Source organism: Brevundimonas sp. AVps31, assembly GCF_058681355.1.
In genome coordinates, this window is the sequence record NZ_CM178736.1 from 1814436 (window position 1) to 1835743 (window position 21308).

General features: G+C 70.4%; 24 protein-coding genes and 1 tRNA gene. 13 read left to right on the top strand and 12 right to left on the bottom strand.

Going from position 1 to position 21308, the window contains the following annotated elements; genetic code table 11:
* Positions 1–4: 4 nt before the first annotated feature.
* The 10 genes from gspE (at position 5) to ACW174_RS08725 (ending at position 7665) form a co-directional block, all read left to right on the top strand.
* Positions 5–1525, top strand: a complete 1521-nt coding sequence (gene gspE / locus ACW174_RS08680; RefSeq protein WP_492014029.1) for a type II secretion system ATPase GspE — start codon at positions 5–7, stop codon at positions 1523–1525.
* Positions 1525–2739 (top strand): type II secretion system inner membrane protein GspF, encoded by a 1215-nt coding sequence (gene gspF, locus ACW174_RS08685; RefSeq protein WP_492014030.1) that lies wholly within the window; start codon positions 1525–1527, stop codon positions 2737–2739. Before gspE ends, gspF begins: the two co-directional genes overlap by 1 nt.
* Positions 2740–2749: 10 nt before the next feature.
* Complete coding sequence (gene gspG, locus ACW174_RS08690; RefSeq protein ID WP_492014031.1) at positions 2750–3298, top strand: type II secretion system major pseudopilin GspG; 549 nt, start codon at positions 2750–2752, stop codon at positions 3296–3298.
* A gap of 43 nt (positions 3299–3341) precedes the next feature.
* On the top strand, positions 3342–3731 hold the full coding sequence (locus ACW174_RS08695) for a GspH/FimT family pseudopilin (RefSeq protein WP_492014032.1): 390 nt from the start codon (positions 3342–3344) through the stop codon (positions 3729–3731).
* Complete coding sequence (gene gspI / locus ACW174_RS08700) at positions 3724–4080, top strand: type II secretion system minor pseudopilin GspI (RefSeq protein ID WP_492014033.1); 357 nt, start codon at positions 3724–3726, stop codon at positions 4078–4080. Before ACW174_RS08695 ends, gspI begins: the two co-directional genes overlap by 8 nt.
* Positions 4077–4667, top strand: coding sequence for a type II secretion system minor pseudopilin GspJ (gene gspJ / locus ACW174_RS08705; protein WP_492014034.1), 591 nt, complete (start codon positions 4077–4079; stop codon positions 4665–4667). The genes gspI and gspJ overlap by 4 nt, the downstream gene beginning before the upstream one ends.
* Positions 4667–5647: a type II secretion system minor pseudopilin GspK gene (gene gspK / locus ACW174_RS08710; RefSeq protein WP_492014035.1), complete on the top strand. Its 981-nt coding sequence runs from the start codon at positions 4667–4669 to the stop codon at positions 5645–5647. Before gspJ ends, gspK begins: the two co-directional genes overlap by 1 nt.
* On the top strand, positions 5644–6741 hold the full coding sequence (gene gspL, locus ACW174_RS08715) for a type II secretion system protein GspL (protein ID WP_492014036.1): 1098 nt from the start codon (positions 5644–5646) through the stop codon (positions 6739–6741). The genes gspK and gspL overlap by 4 nt, the downstream gene beginning before the upstream one ends.
* Positions 6738–7229 (top strand): type II secretion system protein M, encoded by a 492-nt coding sequence (locus ACW174_RS08720; protein ID WP_492014037.1) that lies wholly within the window; start codon positions 6738–6740, stop codon positions 7227–7229. Before gspL ends, ACW174_RS08720 begins: the two co-directional genes overlap by 4 nt.
* A gap of 112 nt (positions 7230–7341) precedes the next feature.
* The gene (locus ACW174_RS08725; protein WP_492014038.1) at positions 7342–7665 is read left to right on the top strand and encodes a hypothetical protein; all 324 of its coding nucleotides are present in this window, start codon (positions 7342–7344) and stop codon (positions 7663–7665) included.
* Between the two features lie 82 nt (positions 7666–7747).
* Here ACW174_RS08725 and ACW174_RS08730 read toward each other — a convergent pair.
* The 7 genes from ACW174_RS08730 to ACW174_RS08760 form a co-directional block, all read right to left on the bottom strand.
* Positions 7748–7832, bottom strand: a tRNA-Leu gene (locus ACW174_RS08730).
* Between the two features lie 87 nt (positions 7833–7919).
* Positions 7920–8453: a CcdC protein domain-containing protein gene (locus ACW174_RS08735; protein ID WP_492014039.1), complete on the bottom strand. Its 534-nt coding sequence runs from the start codon at positions 8451–8453 to the stop codon at positions 7920–7922.
* Between the two features lie 83 nt (positions 8454–8536).
* On the bottom strand, positions 8537–9550 hold the full coding sequence (locus ACW174_RS08740; protein ID WP_492014040.1) for a fumarylacetoacetate hydrolase family protein: 1014 nt from the start codon (positions 9548–9550) through the stop codon (positions 8537–8539).
* Between the two features lie 58 nt (positions 9551–9608).
* On the bottom strand, positions 9609–10352 hold the full coding sequence (locus tag ACW174_RS08745; RefSeq protein WP_492014041.1) for a hypothetical protein: 744 nt from the start codon (positions 10350–10352) through the stop codon (positions 9609–9611).
* Between the two features lie 82 nt (positions 10353–10434).
* Entirely contained in the window at positions 10435–10701 is a 267-nt protein-coding gene (locus tag ACW174_RS08750) for a hypothetical protein (protein ID WP_492014042.1), read from the bottom strand.
* On the bottom strand, positions 10692–11165 hold the full coding sequence (locus ACW174_RS08755; protein WP_492014043.1) for a methyltransferase family protein: 474 nt from the start codon (positions 11163–11165) through the stop codon (positions 10692–10694). Before ACW174_RS08755 ends, ACW174_RS08750 begins: the two co-directional genes overlap by 10 nt.
* Positions 11162–12220 carry an isoaspartyl peptidase/L-asparaginase family protein gene (locus ACW174_RS08760; RefSeq protein ID WP_492014044.1) on the bottom strand — a complete coding sequence of 353 codons (1059 nt, stop codon included), beginning with the start codon at positions 12218–12220 and terminating at the stop codon, positions 11162–11164. Before ACW174_RS08760 ends, ACW174_RS08755 begins: the two co-directional genes overlap by 4 nt.
* A 34-nt stretch (positions 12221–12254) precedes the next feature.
* Here ACW174_RS08760 and ACW174_RS08765 point away from each other — a divergent pair, with 34 nt between their 5' ends.
* Entirely contained in the window at positions 12255–12476 is a 222-nt protein-coding gene (locus tag ACW174_RS08765; RefSeq protein WP_492014045.1) for a hypothetical protein, read from the top strand.
* On the opposite strand, the gene ACW174_RS08770 is transcribed toward ACW174_RS08765, so the two are convergent.
* From ACW174_RS08770 to ACW174_RS08780, 3 genes are read right to left on the bottom strand one after another with little or no spacing between them, the layout of a single operon-like run.
* Positions 12428–13192 (bottom strand): ABC transporter ATP-binding protein, encoded by a 765-nt coding sequence (locus tag ACW174_RS08770; RefSeq protein ID WP_492014046.1) that lies wholly within the window; start codon positions 13190–13192, stop codon positions 12428–12430. The two genes, ACW174_RS08765 and ACW174_RS08770, sit on opposite strands and share 49 nt — an antisense overlap.
* The gene (locus ACW174_RS08775; protein WP_492014047.1) at positions 13189–14187 is read right to left on the bottom strand and encodes a FecCD family ABC transporter permease; all 999 of its coding nucleotides are present in this window, start codon (positions 14185–14187) and stop codon (positions 13189–13191) included. The genes ACW174_RS08770 and ACW174_RS08775 overlap by 4 nt, the downstream gene beginning before the upstream one ends.
* Positions 14175–15116 (bottom strand): TroA family protein, encoded by a 942-nt coding sequence (locus tag ACW174_RS08780; RefSeq protein ID WP_492014048.1) that lies wholly within the window; start codon positions 15114–15116, stop codon positions 14175–14177. Before ACW174_RS08780 ends, ACW174_RS08775 begins: the two co-directional genes overlap by 13 nt.
* Positions 15117–15279: 163 nt before the next feature.
* Here ACW174_RS08780 and ACW174_RS08785 point away from each other — a divergent pair, with 163 nt between their 5' ends.
* Positions 15280–17220 carry a peptide MFS transporter gene (locus tag ACW174_RS08785; protein ID WP_492014049.1) on the top strand — a complete coding sequence of 647 codons (1941 nt, stop codon included), beginning with the start codon at positions 15280–15282 and terminating at the stop codon, positions 17218–17220.
* Positions 17221–17419: 199 nt separating this feature from the next.
* Here the strand turns inward: ACW174_RS08785 and ACW174_RS08790 are convergent, their stop codons facing one another.
* Positions 17420–19459: a TonB-dependent receptor plug domain-containing protein gene (locus ACW174_RS08790; protein ID WP_492014050.1), complete on the bottom strand. Its 2040-nt coding sequence runs from the start codon at positions 19457–19459 to the stop codon at positions 17420–17422.
* A gap of 171 nt (positions 19460–19630) precedes the next feature.
* On the opposite strand from ACW174_RS08790, the gene ACW174_RS08795 reads away from it, so the two are divergent.
* Positions 19631–20596 (top strand): TraB/GumN family protein, encoded by a 966-nt coding sequence (locus ACW174_RS08795; RefSeq protein ID WP_492014051.1) that lies wholly within the window; start codon positions 19631–19633, stop codon positions 20594–20596.
* A 16-nt stretch (positions 20597–20612) separates the two neighbouring features.
* On the opposite strand, the gene ACW174_RS08800 is transcribed toward ACW174_RS08795, so the two are convergent.
* On the bottom strand, positions 20613–21290 hold the full coding sequence (locus ACW174_RS08800) for a hypothetical protein (RefSeq protein ID WP_492014052.1): 678 nt from the start codon (positions 21288–21290) through the stop codon (positions 20613–20615).
* Positions 21291–21308: the final 18 nt, after the last annotated feature.

The window sequence follows — 21308 nt, forward strand, 5'->3', positions numbered from 1 at the left end:
GGCGGTGATCACCCTGATCAATCCGACCCTACCGTATGGCTTCGCCAAGCGGCACGGCGTGATCCTGCTGGACGCCGGCGAGATCGCGGTGATCGGCCTGCGCGAGGGTGCGGACCCGATGGCGCTGGTCGAGACCCGCCGCGTGCTCGGACGGACGCTCCGCATCGAGCGGCTGGGGCAGGCGGCCTTCGATCGCCAGCTGTCGGAAGTCTATGCCGGCGATCATCTGAACGCCGCCGACGGCGATGACCTGGACATGCCGGCCGGGCTTGAGGGCCTGATCGACGACATTCCGGCCGCCGCAGACCTGCTGGACACCGCCGACGACGCCCCGGTCATCCGCCTGATCAACGGCGTCATCGCCGAGGCCGTGCGCACCGGCGCGTCCGACATCCACCTGGAGCCGTACGAGACCGCCCTGATCGTGCGCATGCGCATCGATGGCGTGCTGCGCGAAGCCCTGTCGTTGAGCCCCCGGATCACCCCGCTGCTGGTGTCGCGGATCAAGGTCATGGCCCGCCTCGACATCGCGGAGAAGCGCATTCCGCAGGACGGGCGCATCCCGCTGGCGCTGGGCGGCAAGACGCTGGACGTCCGCGTCTCGACCCTGCCGTCGCGCGCCGGGGAGCGGGTGGTGCTGCGCATCCTGGACAAGGATCAGGCCGGTCTGACGCTGGAGATGCTGGGCATGGCGCCCGACGCCCTGGAGGCCTTCCGGGGAGCCCTGCGCGAGCCCAACGGCATCATCCTGGTCACCGGGCCGACGGGCTCGGGCAAGACCACCTCGCTCTACGCCGGCCTGTCCCTGCTGAACGACGCCACGCGCAACATCCTGACCGTCGAGGACCCGGTCGAATACGCCATCGACGGCGTCGGCCAGACCCAGGTGAACACCAAGGTCGGCATGACCTTCGCGGCGGGCCTGCGCGCCATCCTGCGCCAGGATCCGGATGTGGTCATGGTCGGCGAGATCCGGGACGTCGAGACCGCCGGGATCGCCGTGCAGGCCTCGCTGACCGGCCACCTCGTGCTGTCGACGGTGCACACCAATGACGCGGCGGGCGCGATCACCCGCCTGCGGGACATGGGGGTCGAGCCCTTTCTGCTGGCCTCGACCCTGCGGCTGATTGTGGCCCAGCGTCTGGTTCGCCGGCTGTGCAGCCATTGCCGCCGCGCCGAACCGGCGGACGCCGCCACGGCGCGGCTGGCCGGCATCGGCGCAGGCTCAACGGTCTGGCGTCCCCAGGGCTGCGGCCACTGCAACCAGACCGGCTATGTGGGCCGGGTCGGCCTGTACGAGGTCATCCGCGTCGACGATCGCATCCGCCGGCTGATCGCCGCCGAGGCCGAGGAGGAGGCGATCGCCGACGTCGCGTTCGAACACGGCTCCACCCTGGGCCAGCGCGCCCGCGCCATGGTGCTGGAGGGCGTCACCTCGGTCGAGGAGGCCGTGCGGGTGACGCGGCAGGAAACCTCGGCGGCGCATGAGACGCCGGCCGTCCTGTCCGCCCAGGTGGCGGTCTGATGGCGGCGTTCGACTATGTGGCGGTAGACCCGGGCGGCCGGACCGTCAGCGGCGCCCTGACCGCCGCCGACGAGGGCGCGGCGCGCGCCGTTCTGGGGCGGCGCAAATTGATGCCGCTGGAAATCACCGCCGCGCGCGGGGCGGCGGCGAAGTCGGAACGCGCCGTCGGCAAGGCCGGCAAGCTGAACGCCAAGACCCTGGCCCTGACCACGCGCCAGCTGTCGACACTGGTATCGGTGGCGCCGATCGAGGAAGCGCTGCGCACCATCGCCCTGCAGGCGGACCGTCCGGCCGTGCGCCGGGTGCTGGAAGGGGTGCACGCCGGGGTGCTGGAGGGCCGCCGGCTGTCCGAGGCGATGGCGCTGCAGGGGCAGGCCTTCCCGCCGCTGTATCGGGCCATGGTCGCGGCCGGCGAGGCGTCCGGCGCGCTGGAGCCGATCCTGCTGCGCCTCGCCGACGGGCTGGAGCGCGACCAGCAGGTGCAGGGCAAGGTGGTCACCGCCCTGGTCTATCCGATCGTGCTGGCGATCGTGGCGCTGGGCGTCATCGGCGCCCTGATGACGTTCGTCGTGCCCAAGGTGGTCGACCAGTTCGACAGCATGAACCAGACCCTGCCGCTGCTGACCCGGCTGGTCATCGGCGTGTCCGACCTGATGCGCGACTGGGGCTGGCTCGGGCTTCTGCTCGTGGCGCTGGCGGCGGTCGGCGGGGCGGCGGCGCTGCGCAATCCCGGTCTGCGGTTGAAGGCCGATACGGCCCTGCTGCGCCTGCCCCTGATCGGGCGGCTGACCCGGGACCTGCACGGGGCCAAGATGGCCCGCACCCTGTCGACCATGATCGCCGCCGGCCTGCCCGTTCTGGAAGGGCTGACCATCACGGCGCGGACGGTCCACAACCGCGCCCTGCGGAAGGCGACCGAGGCCATGGCTGACGCCGTGCGCGAGGGCGGCGGCCTGTCGGCCGCCATGCGTCGCGCCGACGTCTTCCCCCCGATCCTCGTCTACATGACCGCCTCCGGCGAGAGTTCCGGCCGGCTGGAGCCGATGCTGGAGCGCGCCGCCGACTATCTCGAGCGCGAGTTCGCCACCTTCACAGCGGTGATGCTCAGCCTGCTTGAGCCCGCCATCATCGTCGTCATGGGCGGTGTGGTGGCGATGATCGTGCTGTCGATCCTTTTGCCCATTCTGCAGATCAACACCCTGGCCATGGGGTGACGGAGTGAACATGTTTACTGGTCCTGACGCTCGCCAAGCCCTCGCTCGCCGCCTGGGCATGATCCCGGGCCTGCGCGCGCGCGCACAGGCTCACCTCCGCGCCCGGGCCGCGCTGCGGCGCGCGCAAGGCGGGGCCGCCGACAGGGGCGGCTTCACCCTGGTCGAGCTGATGGTGGTGATCGTGATCATCGGCCTGCTGGCCACGGTGGTCGCGATCAACGTCCTGCCGAGCCAGGACCGGGCCATGGTCGGCAAGGCGCGCGCCGATATCTCGACCCTGGAGCAGGCGGTCGAGACCTATCGCCTCGACAACCTCGTCTTCCCGGACGACGGGCAGGGGCTGCAGGCCCTGGTCGCGGCGCCCGGCGGCCTGACCCAGCCCGAGCGCTATCGTCAGGGCGGCTATGTTCGCCGTCTGCCGGAAGATCCCTGGGGCAACCCCTACCAGTACCGCCGCCAGAGCGCGCACGGCGGCCAGTTCGACATCTTCTCCTTCGGCGCCGACGGCAAGGAAGGGGGCGAGGGCAATGATGCGGACCTCGGCAACTGGCAGGCGTAGCCGGGGCGCGAACCGGCAAGGCTTCACCCTCGTCGAGCTGCTCATGACCGTGGCGATCATCGGGCTGGCGGCGGGGGCCGTGGTGCTGGGCGCGCCCGATCCGCGGCCGTCCGTGGCCGAGGACGCCGAACGCTTCGCCGCGCGTCTGGACCGGGCGCGCGAGGAGGCGATCCTGTCCAATCGCCCGGTCGCCGTCGCGACCACGGCGGAGGGCTACGGCTTCGCGACGTTCGACGGCGCGCAATGGGCGCCGCTGAGCGCGGGGCCGTTCGGCGACGAGAGCTGGAGCGAGGGCGTCTCGACGTCGGACCCCGTGCGGGTGGTGTTCGACCCCACGGGCGTCGCCGACCCCGCCACCGTGACCCTGGCCCGCGACGGCCATGAGAGCCGGATCAGCGTCGACGGCGCCGGCGAGGTGGCCATCGATGGCTGAGCGCAGCGGCTTCACCCTGATCGAACTGCTGGTGGCGCTGGCCGTGTTCAGCCTGGCCGCCATGGCCTTGCTCAACCTCTCGGGCGAGAACACGCGGTCGGCGGCGCGGGTCGAGACGCGCACGCTCGGCGGCGTGGTGGCGGAGAACGTCGCCGTGGAATCGATGATCGCTCCCCGGCTGGACGAGGGCGAGACCTCGGGCGGCGTCACCCTTTCGGGCCGTTCGTGGCGCTGGATACGCGAGGTCGCCGCGACCGACGATCCGGGCCTGCAGCGCGTGCATATCCGGGTGCTGACGGACGAGGGGCAGGCGGCGGAGCGCACCCTGTTCCGGGAGCGGGCGGCATGAGCGCCCCCCGCGCCGGATTCACCCTGGTCGAGGTGCTGGTCTCGCTGCTGATCTTCGCCCTCATCGCGGCGGCGGGCGCGATGGTGCTGAGCCAGTCGATCGACAACCGGTTCGCCGTGAAGGCCGCCTCGGACCGGACCGGGGACCTGCAGAGGATGCGCAGCCTGCTTCGCGCCGATCTGGGTCAGGCCGCCGCACGCCGCTCGCGCGGTCCGACCGGTCGTCCCCTGCCGCTGCCGATGTCCGGCCCGACCACCGCCGCCGATCCGCTGCTGGTGCTGACCCGCGCCGGCTGGAGCAATCCCGGGGAGCAGGGGCGGCCCTCGCTGCAGCGGGTCGAGTACCGGGTCGTTGACGGACGACTGGAGCGGCGCGTCTCGTCGCATCTGGACGGCGCCCGCCCCGGCCCGCCGCAGGTGCTGTACCGCGGCGTGAAGGCGGCAAGTGTCTCCTTCCTGCGTGACGGGACCGAGGCGCCCGCCTTCATCACCACGCCAGAGCGGCCGCTGCCCGACGCGGTGCGGCTGCGCCTGACCCTCGACGGCTACGGGCCGGTCGAGCAGCTGTTCCTCGTGGGGGGCGGCTGATGCGCAGGGGCGACCGCGAGGGCATGGCCTTGCTGACCGTTCTGCTGCTGGTGGCGGTGATGTCCGTCGTGGCGGTCGCCGTGCTGGACGACGTGCGCTTCTCGGTGCGCCGCGCCACCAATGTCGAGATCCAGACGCAGGCCCAGTGGTACGCCTCGGGCGCCGAGATGCTGGCGCGTCGTCAGGTGGCGCGGCTGATCGAGGCGAGCCCGAGCCGGACGCCGCTGGAGCCGCAGTGGAACGGTCGACCGATGAGCTTCCCGATCGACGAGGGCTCGATCACCGCCGTCGTCACCGATGGCCAGAACTGCTTCAACCTGAACAGCCTCGTGGAGGGTGTCGGCGAGGATCTGATCGCGCGGCCGGCGGGCACGGCGCAGTTTCTCGCGCTGGGCCGGGCGGTCGGCGCGCCGGAGAGCCGCATGCGGGCCGTGACCGACGCCCTGACCGACTGGCTGGACGCCGACAGCGTGGCCCTGCCGCTCGGGGCCGAGGACGGCGCCTATGCCGGTCTCGCGACGCCCTACCGCACGGCCGGGGTGATGCTGGCCGAGGTGAGTGAGTTGCGGGCGGTGAAGGGCATGGACGCCGACCTCTATCGCCGGCTGAGGCCTTGGGTTTGCGCCCTCCCGACGAGCCGTCCGGCCATGCTCAACGTCAACACCCTGACGCCGGAGCAGGCGCCGTTGCTGACCGTGCTGACCGGTGGCGCGCTGGGGCGTGACACCGCCCGCGCCGTCATCGCCGGACGCCCCCGCGCGGGCTGGCCCGACACGGCCGCCTTCTGGGCGCAGCCCAAGCTGTCCGCGATACAGGTTCCCGCCGAGGCCGAGAGCCAGACGGGCGTCGTCACCCGCTACTTCAACCTGCGTGTCGATGTGGACTATGCCGGCGGCCGCGCCGTCCGCACCGCACTGCTGCACGCTTCCCAGGATGGTCCCGTGCGGACCGTCATCCAGCGCTGGACTCCTGACGAATGAAGCCGACCCGACTGATCCTGATCCCCGCCTTGGCGGGGCAGTCCGCGCCCTACCTGATCATCGCCGGCGACGGAGGGGTGCTGGACCGCGGCCTGCTGACCGTCGACGCCATCGAGCGGCCCGAGCCCATGCGCACCGTCGCGGTGACGCCGGGCGCGGACGTGATGGTGCGCTGGCTGAACCTGCCGGCCGGAAGCGCGGCCCAGGTGCGGGCCGCTGCGGCGTGGAGTCTTCGCGACGAACTGGCGGCGGCGCCGGATCGGGTGGCGACAGCGCTGGGCCCCGTGGTCGCCGGGGAGCCGCGCCTCGTCGCGGTGGTGAGCCGCGGTCTGCTCGAGGCCTGGGTCGATTATCTGGATGCCCTCGGCGTGCGAGCGGACGTGCTGCTGCCCGACATGCTGACCGTGGCCGAGCCCGAGGATGAGGCGGACGTCAGCGCCGTGACCTTCGGCGAGGGGGTCACACTGCGCGGACGGGGATTCGCTGCGACGGTGCAGCCCGATCTTGTCGATCTGGTCGTCGGCGCGCGCCGCGTTGTTCCGGTCGAGGACCCGCGCAACGTCGAGCGCGCGCTTGTCGCGGCCGCCCGCGCGCCTCTGGTCAATCTGCTGCAGGGCGGCGACCGGGAGCAGGCCGCGACCCGGGGCTGGCGGCGCGCGGCGGCGCTCGCCGTGGCCGTGGTCCTGTCGCCGCTGATCCTGACGGTCGCCGCCGCCGCCCGTGATGATCTGAAGGCCGGCCGCCTTGAGGCGGACGCCCTGGCGGTCGTGGCGCGGACGGACCCGGCGCTGGCGCGTGAAGCCGATCCGGTCGCGGCGCTGCGACGACGCGCCGCCGTGGCCCCGCCGCCGGGCGGCGCCACCGCCGCAGCCGCCGCCCTGTTCACTGCGGTCGAGTCGGTGGAGGGGGCCGAACTGGACATGCTCCTGGCCGGGCCGGAGGGCGTGAAAGCCACCGTGAGCCACCGGGACTATACCGACATGCAGGGCGTCAGCCGCGTCATGGGCGATCTGGGCATGACGGTCACCGAGACGGCGACCCTCGACGACGCGGGCCGGGTTGTCAGCGACATCACGATCGGAGCCCGTCGATGAGCGGTCTGAAGGATGCAGCCTACCTGTGGTGGGCCGGCCGGACCCTGCGCGAACGCCGGCTGCTGCTTGTCATGTGGGCTTTGATCGCGGCCACGGCGGTATGGCTGTGTGTGGTTCGCCCGCTCCTCGATTGGCGCAACGCCGCCGCCGAACGGGTCGCGGTCGCCGAGGCCGATCTCGCCGCGGTGCGTGTCGCCGCTGTGACCCTGACCCCCCGGCGGTCTGGACCGGCGCGACCGGCGGAGGGTCTGGAGCCGCTGGTTCGCCGCACCGCGGAAGCCGCCGGCGTCACGGTCGTGACGACCATGAGCCCGTCGGGACGGCTGGGCTTTCAGGCCACGAGCGTGCAGTCCGGGCCGCTTTTCTCGTGGCTGGCGGTGCTTGAGAGCGATCATCAGCTGGCGATTTGCGACCTGGGCGTCGTCGAAAACGCCGATGCGACGCTGAATGCCGAAGGCGCCGTGTCGGGAAGCGACTGCAGGCGCTGACCGCCGCGTCTGTCAAATTTCAGACTTCAGACTGTCGCACAATCTTTACAATCGCCCTGATTGGCGCATTATTCGTTCCGCACCCTGATTGTTTCGGGTTGGGAGAACGACAATGCGAGCTCTTGTTGCGTCCCTCGGCGTCACCGCCGCCATTCTGAGTGTTTCCGCAGGCCCCGTAAGCGCCGGTGAGCCAGGGCGGACAGCCGCCAGCGCGGGCCGGGCGGTGCTGGTGTGCGGAACCGACGCCGCGACCCGCCGCGCCTACACCCGTGAGCACGGCGCCGCGCCGGTGTACGTCACGGCGCGCGAGGCGCTGGCGGTTCGACCGTCCGATCCCGCCTGGGACGCGCCCCGTTGCATGACGGCCCGCGAACACGTCCGCTACCGCAATGCGGTCGTGCACAACGCCGAAGCCGCCGGCCGTTCGCGCAGCTAGGCCGCGGATCGGGGCGCCGTCGTCTGCCCGGCAGCGCGGGGCGACCGCCGTTCAGGGCGTCGGGAAGCCACAAGTTTTGTGATGGTGCGGGCGGTCGGGCTCGAACCGACACTCCTTTCGGAACCGGATTTTGAGTCCGGCGCGTCTACCAATTCCACCACGCCCGCAAGAAGCGGTTGACCTAATCGACCCGGCGGCGAGCGTCCATCGGATTCTGAGGCGCCGGAGCGGTCAGCCGGATCAGGAGGTCGGGATCAGGCCTCGACCTCGGCGTGGGCGTCGGTTTCGCCGTGGCGGATGCGGTTGGCGCGGATCCACATCTCAATGCGCTGGAACACCACCATGCCCGCGGCGAACAGCATGAAGGCCTCAAGGATGGCGAGCGGGTTCACGTGCCAGTCGGCGGCGTGGTCTTCCAGATAGCCTTGCGAGGTGCGGCGCAGGATCAGGACGCCGACGATGATCAGAATGCCGATGGGGGAGGCCTGGGCTTTCAGCGTGCCGTCGGCCTCCTTGTGGATGGTGGTCATCTTGCCGCGCTGCCAGCCGAAGGCGCAGCCCAGCGCCAGGCCGACGGCGAGGATCAGCAGCGACAGGGGTTCGAGCGGAGCCTGGCCCTGGCTGCCCATGCTGATGCCCCAGATGCCGAAGCCGATGGACGCGACCACGATCAGCGGCATGACCCACATGAACTCGGGGCGCAGGGTGCGCGGCCTGCGATTGCGCAAGACGACAAGCAGGATCACGACCGCGATGGCGATCAATGGAATGAGCTGTTGCTGCGTCACCGGATGGTCCCCCGCCCGCGTCCCCCCATGGACGCGAAACGGGGCGGACCTTACGCCGTCCGGCGCAGGCGTAAAGCGGCTTGCTAGCCCGCGACCGGACCGACGGTCTGTTCGATGGCGCCGAAGATGGAGTGGTGTTTGTCGTCCAGCATCTCGATGCGGACGGTGTCGCCGTGCTTCAGGAAGCCGGTCTCGGGCTTGCCGCGGAGGAGGGTCTCCACCGTGCGGACCTCGGCGATGCAGCTATAGCCCAGGCCGCCCTCGGCGACCGGCTTGCCCGGGCCGCCGTCGGCGTCGCGGTTGGAGACGGTGCCCGAGCCGATGACCGTGCCGGCGCACAGGGCGCGGGTCCTGGCCAGGTGGGCGATCAGGGTCCCGAAGTCGAAGGTCATGTCGACGCCGGCGTCGGCCTTGCCGAAATCCTCGCCGTTCAGCTGGACCGACAGCGTCCCGTGCAGCTTGCCGTCCTTCCAGCGATCGCCGAGCGCGTCGGGGGTGACGAAAACGGGCGACAGGGCGCTGGCGGGCTTGGACTGGACGAAGCCGAAGCCCTTGCCCAGTTCGGCCGGGATCAGGTTGCGCAGGCTGACGTCGTTGACCAGCCCGACCAGGCGGATGTGAGCCAGCGCCTCTTCGCGGGTGACGCCCTGGGGCACGTCGCCGGTGACGACGACGATCTCCGCCTCCAGGTCACAGCCCCAGCTTTCGTCCGCCAGCGGGATGGGATCGCGGGGGCTGAGGAAGCTGTCCGAGCCGCCCTGATACATCAGGGGGTCGGTCCAGAAGCTCTCGGGCATTTCGGCGCCGCGCGCCTTCCGGACCAGTTCGACGTGATTCACATAGGCCGAGCCGTCGGCCCATTGGTAGGCGCGGGGCAGGGGCGAGGCCGCGTCACGCTCATGGAAGCGGCCCTGGGGCACGCCGCCGTGCTCGAGGCTCTCGGCCAGGGCGCGCAGGTCGGGCTCGACCCGGTCCCAGTCATCGAGGGCGGCCTGCAGGGTGGGGGCGATCAGGAAGGCGTCGGTGAACCAGGCGAGATCGCTGGAAACGACAACGAGACGGCCGTCACGGCCATGCTTGAGCGAGGCGAGTTTCATGCCTCAGGCCTAAACCGTTTCCGCTCGGGAAGGAACCGGGCGCCGTGTCTGTGGCGGATCAGTCGTGGCTGAGGCGGGGGCCGCCGGAGCCGCCGGACAGCTCCGCCAGCGCGGCTCGCAGCGCGCCGGTGCGGGCGTCCCGGTGGCGCCAGTGCTCGTTGAAGGCCGCGACGGCCAGCCGCAGGGCGTCGGTCTGTTCGCGCACGGTCAGGGCCTTGGGCGGATGCGGCGGATGGCCGCCGTGGTCGGGCTTGGCGGGCTTTTCCGGCGGGGACGGCGCGACGTTGATGGTGATGTTGGCCGCCGCGGCGCCGACGCTGGAGGTCGGCCCGTGCCCGTCCTTGCCGGGGGCCTCGTCGTGGGCGTCACCGTGCTTTGCGTCGTGCGGGCCGTGGTCGGCGTGCCCGCCGTGGTCGTCGTGCCTGTCCGCCCGCTGGCCCGCGACCGCCTTGCGCAGGGCGACGACGCAGGCGGCCAGGCCCGTCTCGTCCCCCGCCAGCGACAGGGTGGCGCCCAGACGGCCGCGGATGACGGCCAGCAGATGCTCGGCCCGGCCCCTGAGCGCATTGTCGTCGGCCTTCATGGCGTCCTTGGCCGCCTCGTCGATGGCCTTCCAGATCGAGGACGAGGCGTCGCCCGTCTTCGGGCCCGACTGGCCGCGCAGGTACCAGCCCAGCAGGGCGGCGGCGATCAGCAGCAGGATGAGGGCGCCCCACAGCACCGGGTCCGCGCCCAGATAGATCGGGGCGTCGAGCGGGGCGTTGGCCGGATCGGCCGCGCTGAAGTCTGCGCCGTAGGACATGGAGGCTCCCGCTGAATGACCGAACGTCATTCTGCGCGGACGGCTCCGCTTGGCAACGGGAAAGGTTAACGGCGCCCGGAATTCAGCCGGGCGGGTGGATCAGGGCCTTGGCCTCGGCGCCGTCGCGGCCGCCGATCAGGCGCACCTCGACCTCGACGGCGATGGCGCCCTCGGGCTGGTGTGCCCACAGATAGCGGCGCTCCACCTCGACATCGCGGCCCGACGGGGCGACGCCCTCAAAGCTGTCGCCCCAGGGGGTGACGGCCTTCATGTCGGGCCAGGGCAGGGCGCAGGCGGCGTCCAGCTCCTCGATGGCCATTTCGGACAGTTCGTCGTCGTTCACAGCCATCGCCGCACCTTCGTTCGATAGGCGTCATAGGCGGCGCCGAATTTCCGCGACAGATAGTGTTCCTCGCGCAGAACCACAAAGCGGTCGATGACGACCATGCAGGGGATCAGCAGCGACAGGGCGATCAGGCTGTTCATCGCCACGGCCACGCCGACGTAGGCGATGGCGTAGCCGAGGTAGATGGGGTTGCGGCTGAACCGGTACGGGCCTTCGGTCTCCAGCACGGTGGCTTCCTTCCACGGCTCGGGCGACGTGCCCTTGCGGCGGAAACCCTGCACGGCGGCGCCGTCCAGCAGCAAGCCGCCGACAATCAGGGCGAAGGCGATGTAGCGGCGCACGTCCCAGCCCGCGCCGACGCCGGGGTCGGCTACCACATGGGTCAGGCCCCAGCCGATCAGGATGAAGCCGAGATAGATCAGCGGCGGCGGGACCGGAATGCCGGGACGGTCGGGGGCGGGGCTCACGGCCGCAGTTCCTCGTCGCCGTAGATGGCGACAGCGGCGGGCGCGGTGCTGGAGATGGAGCCGCGGTACATGCCGGAGGTGTTCAGGGCGAAGGCGGGCGTTCCGTCCCGGCCCATGACGATCACGCCGCCGTCCCCGCCGATGGAACCGACATCGGCGATCTCGGTATCAGCGGCGGCCTGCACGGTCGCGCCCGCCCGGGTGCTGACGCAGATGTCCCGCGCCACCGTCGCCCGGATGAAATACTCGCCCGAGCCCGTCGCGGAGACGGCGCAGCCGTCGGCGTTGGAGGCGTAGGTTCCGGCGCCGATCACCGGCACGTCGCCGACGCGGCCCCAGCGCTTGGCGGTCATGCCGCCGGTGGAGGTGCCGGCGGCGAGACGGCCCTGACTGTCGAGGGCGACGGCGCCCACGGTGCCGAATTTGCGCTCGTTCAGGGGCGGGGCGGGCAGGTCGGCCATGGCGCTCGGCGCGGCGCCGGCGGGACGCGGCGGGATGGGCAGGTTGAGGCGCTGCAACTCGCGCTCCAGCCCCTGCCAGCGGCGCTCGGTGAAGAAGAAGCCCGGATCGACTTGCTCCAGCCCGACCGAGGCGGCGAAACTGTCGGCGCCGGGGCCGATCAGCATGACGTGGGGCGACTGCTCCATCACCGCGCGGGCGGCGGCGATGGGGTGGCGGGTGGTGGTCAGGCCCGCGACTGACCCGGCGTTCAGGGTGGCGCCGTCCATCATGGCGGCGTCCAGCTCATTGCGGCCCTCGGCGGTGAAGACGGCGCCGCGTCCGGCGTTGAACAGCGGATCGTCCTCCATGATCTGGATCGCGGCCTGGACCGCGTCCATGGCCGAGCCGCCGCCGGACAGGACGGCCTGTCCGGCCTCCAGCGCGCGATGCAGGGCGGCGCGATAGGCGGCGTCCTGTTCGGGCGTCAGGCTGTCGCGCTCGATCACGCCGGCGCCGCCGTGGATGGCGAAGGACCAGCGGGGCGGCTCCTGCGCCATGGCGGGCGCGGCGATCAGGGCGAGGGCGGCGGCGAGGGCCGCTATCGAGCGTGTCATTGGCGAGGCTCCATTTTCACGCTATGTTCCGTCCATGTCAGAGGTGACCGACATCGTCGTTCCGGTGCTTCAGAACATCCAGGCGCAGCTTGGACGTATCGAGACCGACATGACCAACATCAAGGAAGACATGCACCACATCAAGGTGCGGCTGACCGGCGTCGAAGCCAATGTGAACAGCCTCAACCGCCGCATGGATAATTTCGATCAGCGGCTGGAGCGCGTCGAGCGCCGGCTGGATCTGGTCGAGGTCTGAACCTCCGTCCCTTGGCTCACGGCGTGGCCGCAGCAGGGGCAGCCGGTCGTCTCGACCCCGAACAGGGCGCGCAGCCGGTCGGGCGCGAGGGCGGCGGCGGGCGTGGCCGCTTCGATCCAGTCGGGGCCGAGCGACAGCACCCGGTCGGCGCGGGCCGCGAAGGGCAGGTGGTGGGTGGAGGCGATGACGACGCGACCCTCGGCCGCCAGGGCGCGGATCGCCGTCTCGACCTGCTGCGCATGGGCGGGATCGAGCAGGGCCAGGGGCTCGTCCAGCAGGCAGACGGCGGCGTCCTGCACGAACAGGCGGGCGATCAGGACCAGTTGCTGCTGGCCGCTGGACAGACGGTCGAAGGGGCGGTCGGCGAGGCCGGCGACCTGAAGCCGGGTGAGGGCGGCCCGGGCGGCGTCGAGATCATCGGGCGTCAGGCCGGCGGACCAGACCCGACGTCCGGCCCGGCCGAGGGCGACGACATGCAGGGCGGAGAAGCCCGCCGACACCGCGCCGGGCGGCGGCAACCAGGCGGCGGCGCCGGAGCGGCTGATCCGGCCATCCTGCGGGTCCAGAAGACCGGCCAGCGTCTTGAGCAATGTGGTCTTGCCCGCGCCATTGGGGCCGATCAGGGCGACGACCTGACCGGGCTCCAGGACAAGGTCCAGCGACGGCAGGCGGAAGCCGCGCCGCCCGGCGACAAGCTGTTCGAGGATCAGGCTCATGCCCGCCTCGCATTGACGATGAACAGGATCAGGAAGCCCGGGGCGCCGACGGCGGCGGCCAGCAGTCCGACCGGAAGTTCCGCCGCGCCGAAGGCCGTGGACAGCCGGTCGATCAGCACCGCGAACAGGGCGCCCATGGCCATGGCGGACGGGATCAATCGTCCCGCCTGATCACCGACGATCAGACGGGCGGCGTGGGGCGCCAGCAGGCCGATCCAGCCGACCAGGCCCGCCACCGCCACGGCCGCCGAGGTCATCAGGGCGGCGGCGCAAAGGGCGACGATCCGCAGCGGACGGGCGGGCAGGCCCAGCGACCGCGCCTGCTCATCGCCCAGCGACAGCACGTCCAGCCGGAAGCCGAGCCACAGAAGCACGGCGGCGCCGCCGGCGGCGGGGATCAGGGCCAGGCCGGCCTCCGACAGGGTGGCCCGGCTGAAGGAGCCGAGCAGCCAGTAGGTGATGGCGGGCAGTTGCGAATAGGGCTCGGCGATCGTCACCACCAGACCGAGGCCGGCGGAGGCCAGGGCGCCCGCCACGACCCCGCACAGGATCAGGGCCAGTCGCCCGTCGCCACCGCGGGTCAGGGCCGCGCAGCCCACGGCCAGGGCGCCGATGGCCAGGCCTCCGACGAAGGCGGCGGTCTGGATCAGGAAGACGCCGGCGCCGAACAGCAGGGCGATCGCCGCGCCCAGACCCGCCCCGGACGAGACGCCCAGCAGGTCGGGCGAGGCCAGCGGATTGCGAAACAGGATCTGGAAGCCCGCCCCCGCGCCGGCCAGGGCGGCGCCGCAGGTCAGGGCCGCCAGCAGCCGTGGCCCGCGCAGGGCCAGCGCCAGTTCGGCCTCGGGCGGGCCCCGTCCGAACAGGGCGGCGGCGAGATCGCCGGGGGCGACCGCGAGCGGGCCGGTGCACAGGACGGAAGCGGCCACCACCAGGGCCAGAAGCGCCAGCCCGGCGGCGACCAGCCGGGACGGAACCGGCCCTAGCGCAGCCATTGCGGGCGGCGGACCTCGGCGGGTGCGAGGCCGTAGAGGCGGCGGCTGAGCATGGCCTGGGCCACCGCGCCGTCGTCGGGGGAGGCCAGCCAGGCGCAGCCCAGCAGGCGGTTCACCGAGGGCGGCCGGTCGATCCAGCCGAACGGCCGATCCGGCAGCAGCAGGATGCGTCGCAGGGCTCCGTTCGGGCGGCGACGCCAGACCGTGTCGTTCAACGCCATGCGGGCGAAACCCTCATCGAGGGTGACCAGAACCTCGGGGTCCCAGGCGACAACCTGTTCGCGGGACACCCGGCCGATGTCGGACCCGCCGACGGCGACATTGGTCCAGCGGGCGCCCTCCAGCACCTCGGTCGCCAGCGCGCCGCGGAAGCCGGTCTCCAGGCCGTCGGCGCCGCGCGCATAGTAGAAGGCGGGTCCCGGCGGCGCGGCGCGCCAGCGCGCCAGCACCGTCTCGGCCTCCTGCGCCAGGGAGTCGCCGCGGGCGCCCGCGTCCAGCAGTCGTCCGGCCTGCCGGAAGGCGTCGGGAATGCGGGTCAGGGCGCCGTCGACCAGAGTCCACGGCACATTGATGCGCGCCTGCACCCGCTGTCCCAGTGCGATCTTCTGCGGGTCGGTGTCGCCATAGTCGAGGATCAGGCCGGGCTTGAGGGCGGCGACGGCCTCGAGGTCCGCCTGTCGTCCCGGCCCCGCCAGCCCGCCCAGTTCCGGCAGGGCGGCGGCGGCGGCGGGCAGGGCGGCCAGGGCCTCGGCCGGAGGCTTGCGCGGCCAGCCGGCCATCCGCTCCGGAGCCACGGCCCAGATCAGCAAGGCGGCGGGCTGGCCGGCGGCGAGCACGTCGCCGCGGTGCGGTGCGGGCGCGCGCAGACAGGCGGCGGGGGCAAGGCCCGCGGCGGCTGCGAGAGCGAGGGTCGCGCGACGGGTCAGCATCCGGGAATCAACTCCTGCGACGTTTCCGTCCGCTCTCACACAGGGTTACGGCTTGTAAACCCATACGCTCGGTGGTCCTATCGCGGCTTCGTCAGGGGAGGCGGGGCCGCGCAGGCGCGCCCGGTGCAAACGGGTATCGCACCCCGCAAGTTAAAGGACACGCATGAATATCGTCATCTTGCTGGGGGTGTTCATCACCCTCGCCACGGGGATCCCCGTGCTTCTTCAGATCCTGAAGGGCCACCCCCGCGGCCTCATCATCTGCTTCTTCGCCGAGATGTGGGAACGGTTCTCGTTCTACGGCATGCGCGGTCTGCTGATCTTCTATCTGACCCAGCACTTCCTGTTCCCGGACGCCCAGGCGTCGGGCCAGTACGGCACCTACGGCTCGCTAGTGTACCTGCTGCCGCTGATCGGCGGCATCGTCGCGGACCGTTACATCGGCACCCGCAAGGCGATCATGTTCGGCGCGGTCCTGCTGGTCATGGGCCACGGCCTGATGGCCTTCGAAGGCAGCCCGGCCCGTCAGGTCGTCAACGTCGGCGGCCAGTCCTATCCGGTCCAGATCGTCGATCGCGGCGAGCAGAAGGTCGGTCAGGTCGTCGTGGACGGTCAGGGCTATGACTACGCCTCGACGCCGGACGGCCACATCACCGTCGCGGGCGCTCCGGCCGGTTCGCCGCTGGCGACCGCCGCTCCGGGCGAACTGAAGGTCGATATCATCAAGTCGTCGGGCCAGAACTGGTTCTTCCTGGCGCTGTCGCTGATCATCATGGGCGTCGGCTTCCTGAAGCCGAACATCTCGACCCTGGTCGGCCAGCTGTATCCGCAGGGCGATCCGCGCCGGGATTCGGGCTTCACCCTCTACTATTACGGCATCAACCTGGGGGCCTTCTGGGCCGCCGTGCTGTGCGGCTACCTCGGTCAGAATTTCGGCTGGGGCTGGGGCTTCGGTCTGGCGGGCATCGGCATGGCGCTGGGTCTGGTGGTCTTCTGGCTCGGCAAGCCGCTGCTGCAGGGCAAGGGTGAAAGCCCCAACCCGGAGCTGATCAAGAAGCCGGTCGCCGGCTTCCTGAACCGCGAACTGATCATCTATCTGCTGGCCTTCGTCGGCGTCGGCGCCCTGTACTTCATCGTGCCGAACCACGGTCTCGTCGGTCAGGGCCTGCTGGCCTCGACCATTCTGGCGCTGGGCTTCATCACATGGTTCATCGTGTTCAAGCTGCGCGGCGACAAGGTCGCCCGTGAGCGGATGATGCTGGCCATGGTGCTGATCTTCGGCTCGGCGGTGTTCTTCACCCTGTTCGAACAGGCGGGGTCGTCGCTGAACCTGTTCGCCGACCGGAACGTCGACCTGTCGCTGACCGCCACGGCGGGCACGCTGTTCGGCATTCCCTACGGCACCCCGGCCCAGCTGGCGGCCGCGGGCATTGCGACCGGCTCGGGCCTGTGGATCGACACCTCGATCACCGCCGCCCAGACCCAGTCGTTCAACGCCGGCTACATCCTGATCTTCGCCCCGGTGTTCGCGGCCCTCTGGGCCTTCCTCGGCAAGCGCAGGCTGGACCCGAACCCGGTCATCAAGTTCGGCCTCGGCATCATGCAGGTCGGCCTCGGCTTCCTGGTCGTGGTGTGGGGCGCCAACTCGGGCATGGTGGACGACGCCTTCCGCACCCCGCTGGTGCTGCTGGGCCTGCTGTACATGCTGCACACGACGGGTGAGCTGTTCCTGTCGCCGGTGGGCCTGTCCGAGATCACCAAGCTGTCGGTCCCCTCGATCGTCAGCTTCATGATGGCGGTGTGGTTCATGGCCTCGGCCATCGCCCACTTCATCGGGGGCGAGATCGCCAAACGCGCCGGCACCGAGACCGTCGGTGGTCAGGTGACCAATCCCGAGGCCGCGCTGCAGACCTCGCTGGACACCTTCCAGACCATCGGCCTGTGGGGCGTGGGCATCGGCGTCTTCTTCATCCTGATCAGCTTCTTCATCTCGAAGTGGTCGAACGGGGTGAACGAGCCCGGCAACCACCCGGGGCCGTCGCTGACGGACGCGGGTCGTGAAGACGGCAACGTCGCCAATCCTTCGGCCACCACGACCGGCTGAACGGGCGACCACTGAAAACGGAAAAGGCGGAGCCTCGCGGCTCCGCCTTTTTCTTTGGGCGCTTTTCGGGGCGGTAAGGCTGGCGGCGCGGCCGCTCGGCGTCGGAGCCCTTGGCCCCGTGAGGGGCGGCGGAGGGTAAGGGACCTCCGCCGCCATCGGATCTCCGGCCGGCTGTGGGGCGACAGGACCGGAGCCGAACTCAGAACGTCTTGCGCAGGCGCAGCTGCCAGAAGGTGCGCGGGTCGATGGCGCGGGTTTCGACATAGGCGATGGGGCGGGTCACGCGGTCCTCATAGGCGATGCGCTCCTGGTAGAAGTCGTCCCAAAGGGTGACCTGGGCCCGCACCGACAGGGTCGGCGTCGGCTTGTACTCGGCCCACAGCTCGAAATAGTCGTGCCCGCGCCAGCTGAAGCGCTGGTCCGGATCGAAGCTGGTCTGACCCAGCAGCGGGATCCAGGCGCCGCCCCATTGCAGTTTCCACGACGTGATGTCCTGGGCGATGGTCACGGAGGCCTGCGTGGGCCGGACGTTGGAGATCGGACGCGTCTCGCCGGTGGTCGGGTCGGTGACCTCGGTCTTGTTCCAGGTGTTGCGGAAGCCCAGACGGCCGCCGGTGAAGCCGGCCCAGTCCATCGGGACCAGGATGTTGACCGCCAGCTGGTCCAGGGTGGCGTCGCCGATATTGCCGACCGCCGACAGGCCGTCGTCCAGCGGGATGACGTCGATGGCGTCGACGATCTCGTCATGGCGCAGGCCGATGCTGACGATGCCGTCGCCCAGGAAACGCCGCTCATAGGTCAGTTCGCTGACCCAGCGCTGCTCCGGCTCCAGGTCGATGTTGCCGCCGAAGACATTCTCGTCCTCCAGGTCGGCCGAGGCGGCGAAGTCGCCGAAGTCCAGCTGGCCGACCTCGCGCTCGAAGCGCAGACGGAACTGGTTGTTGGCCATCGGCGTCCAGGTCGCCAGCAGGCGCGGTTTGGGGAAGAAGAAGCTCTTCTCCTGATCGGCGTCGCCCGACTGGGTGATGGTCGAGGCTTCCATGCGCAGGCCGCCCTCGACCATCAGGTCGTCGCGCAGCCGCCAGGTGCCCTTGCCGAAGAGCTCGCCGCGGGTCTCCTCGACCTTCACGGAGGCGGAGGGCAGCGGGACATTCGTCCCGCCGATGCTGAACGCCTGGTCGGTCTCCAGCATGTTGTAGGCGACCTCGCCGCCGAACTCCCACGTCAGCCGGGGCGACTGCTCGAAGCGGACCAGGCTGCGCAGGATGGTTTCCGACGCATTGCCGTCCGACTCGAAGCGCTGTTCCGGGCTGTCGACGCCCGACAGGGTCGTGCGGTTCGTCGAAACGCCGGTGTAGTCGCTGAACTCGTGGATGAAGCGGGTCTCGAGATTGAACCGGCCGCTCAGCGGACGGGTGTAGACCGCGCCGAACTCGCCACTGCTGCCGTCTTCCGCATAGCGGCTTTCGCGGCGCACGGTGGGGGAGGTCTGCAGGTTGATGTTGGCGAAGTCGTTGACGCCGTAGCGGGCGGTCAGGTCGATCTTGCCGCCGGCGAAGGGGCTGGCGTAGTTGACGCGGGCCGACTGGCCGCCGCCGGTCTGGTCGTTGAAGAAGCTCTCGTCGCGGAGGATCGCGCCCGAGCCGTCGCGGCGGATAACCGGGCCGACGCCGTTCGAGTCGCTCATCGACAGGCCGTCGCTGAGGGTGAAGCCCCAGGTCCGCTCGCCGTCCTTGGCGGTGAACTGGATCGAGCCGCCGTAGACGTCCTGTCCGCCCTCGAACAGGACGGCGTTGCCGGTGACGATGGTCTGCTGGCTGGACTGGCTGCGGGTGATGACGTTCACCACGACCGAGAAGCCCTGCATGTCGATGCCGGGGGCGCCGCCGCGGATCAGCTCGATGCGCTCGACGTTGGCGGCGAGGGTGCGGCCCAGGACGCTGGAGCCCGAATCGTTCTTGGACGCCGGGCGGGACCCGTTGACCAGAATGTTGCCGACCGACCCTTCGAAGCCGCGGCTGCCGTCGCCGTCGGAGACGCTGAAGCCGGGCACCCGGTTGACCATGTCCAGCGCGGTGGTGGGGCGTTGGTCGGCGAAAAATTCAGGCTGGAAGACCAGCACGCCCTGCTGTCCGGCCTCGGCTTGCGGGGCGGTGGTGGGCGAAGGCGGAGTCTGTGCGGCGGCTGCGCCTGCGGACAGCAACAGTGCTGTCGTGGCCATCAGGATGGTTCTGGTCATTGCGAAACTCCCCTCGTCGTGTGACGAGAGGTGTGACCGCACGGACTGCCTGTCTCCAGTTACAAGACAGACAGGTGGATTAAATCGATGACATCATTACAGCGTTGTCATCTTCGTGTTCTGATCTTGTCTGCGCTATACTGACGTTCATCAAGTCTAACGGGCCATAGAATGAAATCCGTCGCCATTATCGCCGCTGTTGTTCTGGCCCTGTCGGGCGTGGCGACATCCGCCCCGGCCCAGACCGCCGCTGACGCCGCGCAGGACGTGGCGCAACTGGATGAGGTGGTGGTGCTGGCTCGACGGTCCGGCGCGCCGATGTGGACCGTGACGCGGGGCGACTCGACCCTGATCCTCGTCGGCTCGATCCGGGCCATCCCGCGCGACGTGACCTGGCAGCCGGACGCCCTGGAGCAGGCGGCGGCCAAGGCGGACCTGATCCTGTTGCCGCAGGAGGGGCGGGCGTCGTTCAGCGACATCCTACGGGTCATCTGGCGCGCGCGCACCATCGGCCGGATGCCGCAGGGCCAGACCTCGGCCACCTATCTGTCGCCCGACTATCAGGCGCGGCTGGAAGCCCTGATGGCGGGCGAGCGGAACCAGAACTGGCGCGGCCAGAGCCTGTTGTTCACCAGCCTGGACCTGATGCAGGACAAGGCGGGCTTCCGCGCCGGCGGCGAGGCGCAGGACGCCGTGGACGTGGTGCGCCGCGCAGGCCGCCGCGCCCGCATCGACATGCGCCCCGTCGGCACGGTGCGCGGCGACGAGATGATCGACAGCCTGATCAATGCGCCGCAGACCGTCCACGTGCGTTGCGCCGAACGGGCCATCGCCGCCGCCGAAGCCGGGCCTGAATCGTCACGCGAACGGGCCATCGACTGGCGGGCCTTCCGCGTGCCGGAGGTGGTCAACTCGCCGATCGAACAGGCGCTGAATGTCTGCTGGCCGTGGGGCGATCCCGACTTGGCGCCGCAACTGCACCAGCAATGGGCGGCGGCGGTGGAGACCTCCATGATCTCGCCCGGCACGACCATGGGCGTCGCCCCGGTCCGCCTGCTGGCCGAAGAGGGCGGCGTGCTGGACAACCTCGTCGCCCGCGGGTTCGAGGTGGTCGGGCCGGAGTGGCGGGCCCAATAGCCCGCTCAGGCATGCGTCATGAGGTCTGGATCAGCAGGGGCAGGAGGTTGGCGTTGGGCTGGACGGAATGCCCCCAGGCCCCGCCGCCCCAGGTCCAGCCGTTGTTGATGTCGAACTGGACCGTGCGCTGAGTGGCGTCCCTCAGGTCGACCAGGAGACCGAAGGTGCTGGCCTTCACCATGACGGTCCCGGTGTTCATCGACATGTTCGAGAACATCAGCAGGACCTGCTCGACCGGGGTGATGATGTCGACCATGTTGCTGATGACCTGCACCGCGCAGACCGGGTTCGCCTGGCCTGCGACCACCTGCGAAACGCCACAGGTCCAGGTCTGATAGTCCTGGTTGAAAATGGAGATCGCCGAGGTCGCGCCTCCATCGGCGGCCGTCATGACGCCGTCGGCGCTGACCTGGGCGGTCTGACCCACGCTGATGTCCACGGTCGCGCCAGGGTGGATCATGCCGTTGGAGACGATCTGGCTGGGCGAGATGTAGGCCTGATACTGTTCCTGCCAGGTGACTGAGGTCGTCAGCGTCAGTCGGTCCGTTCGGAACCACACCAGCGGCGCCGCGCCGCCGTCTTTGGTCTGGACGGCCTTGAGGACCAATAGCGAGTAGCCGGTCGCCATGAGCGCCTGCAGCGTATCCGGCGACAACCGGATATCGACCTCGTACTGAGAGAGGGCGGCCTTCATAAGCGTCTCCCCTGACCG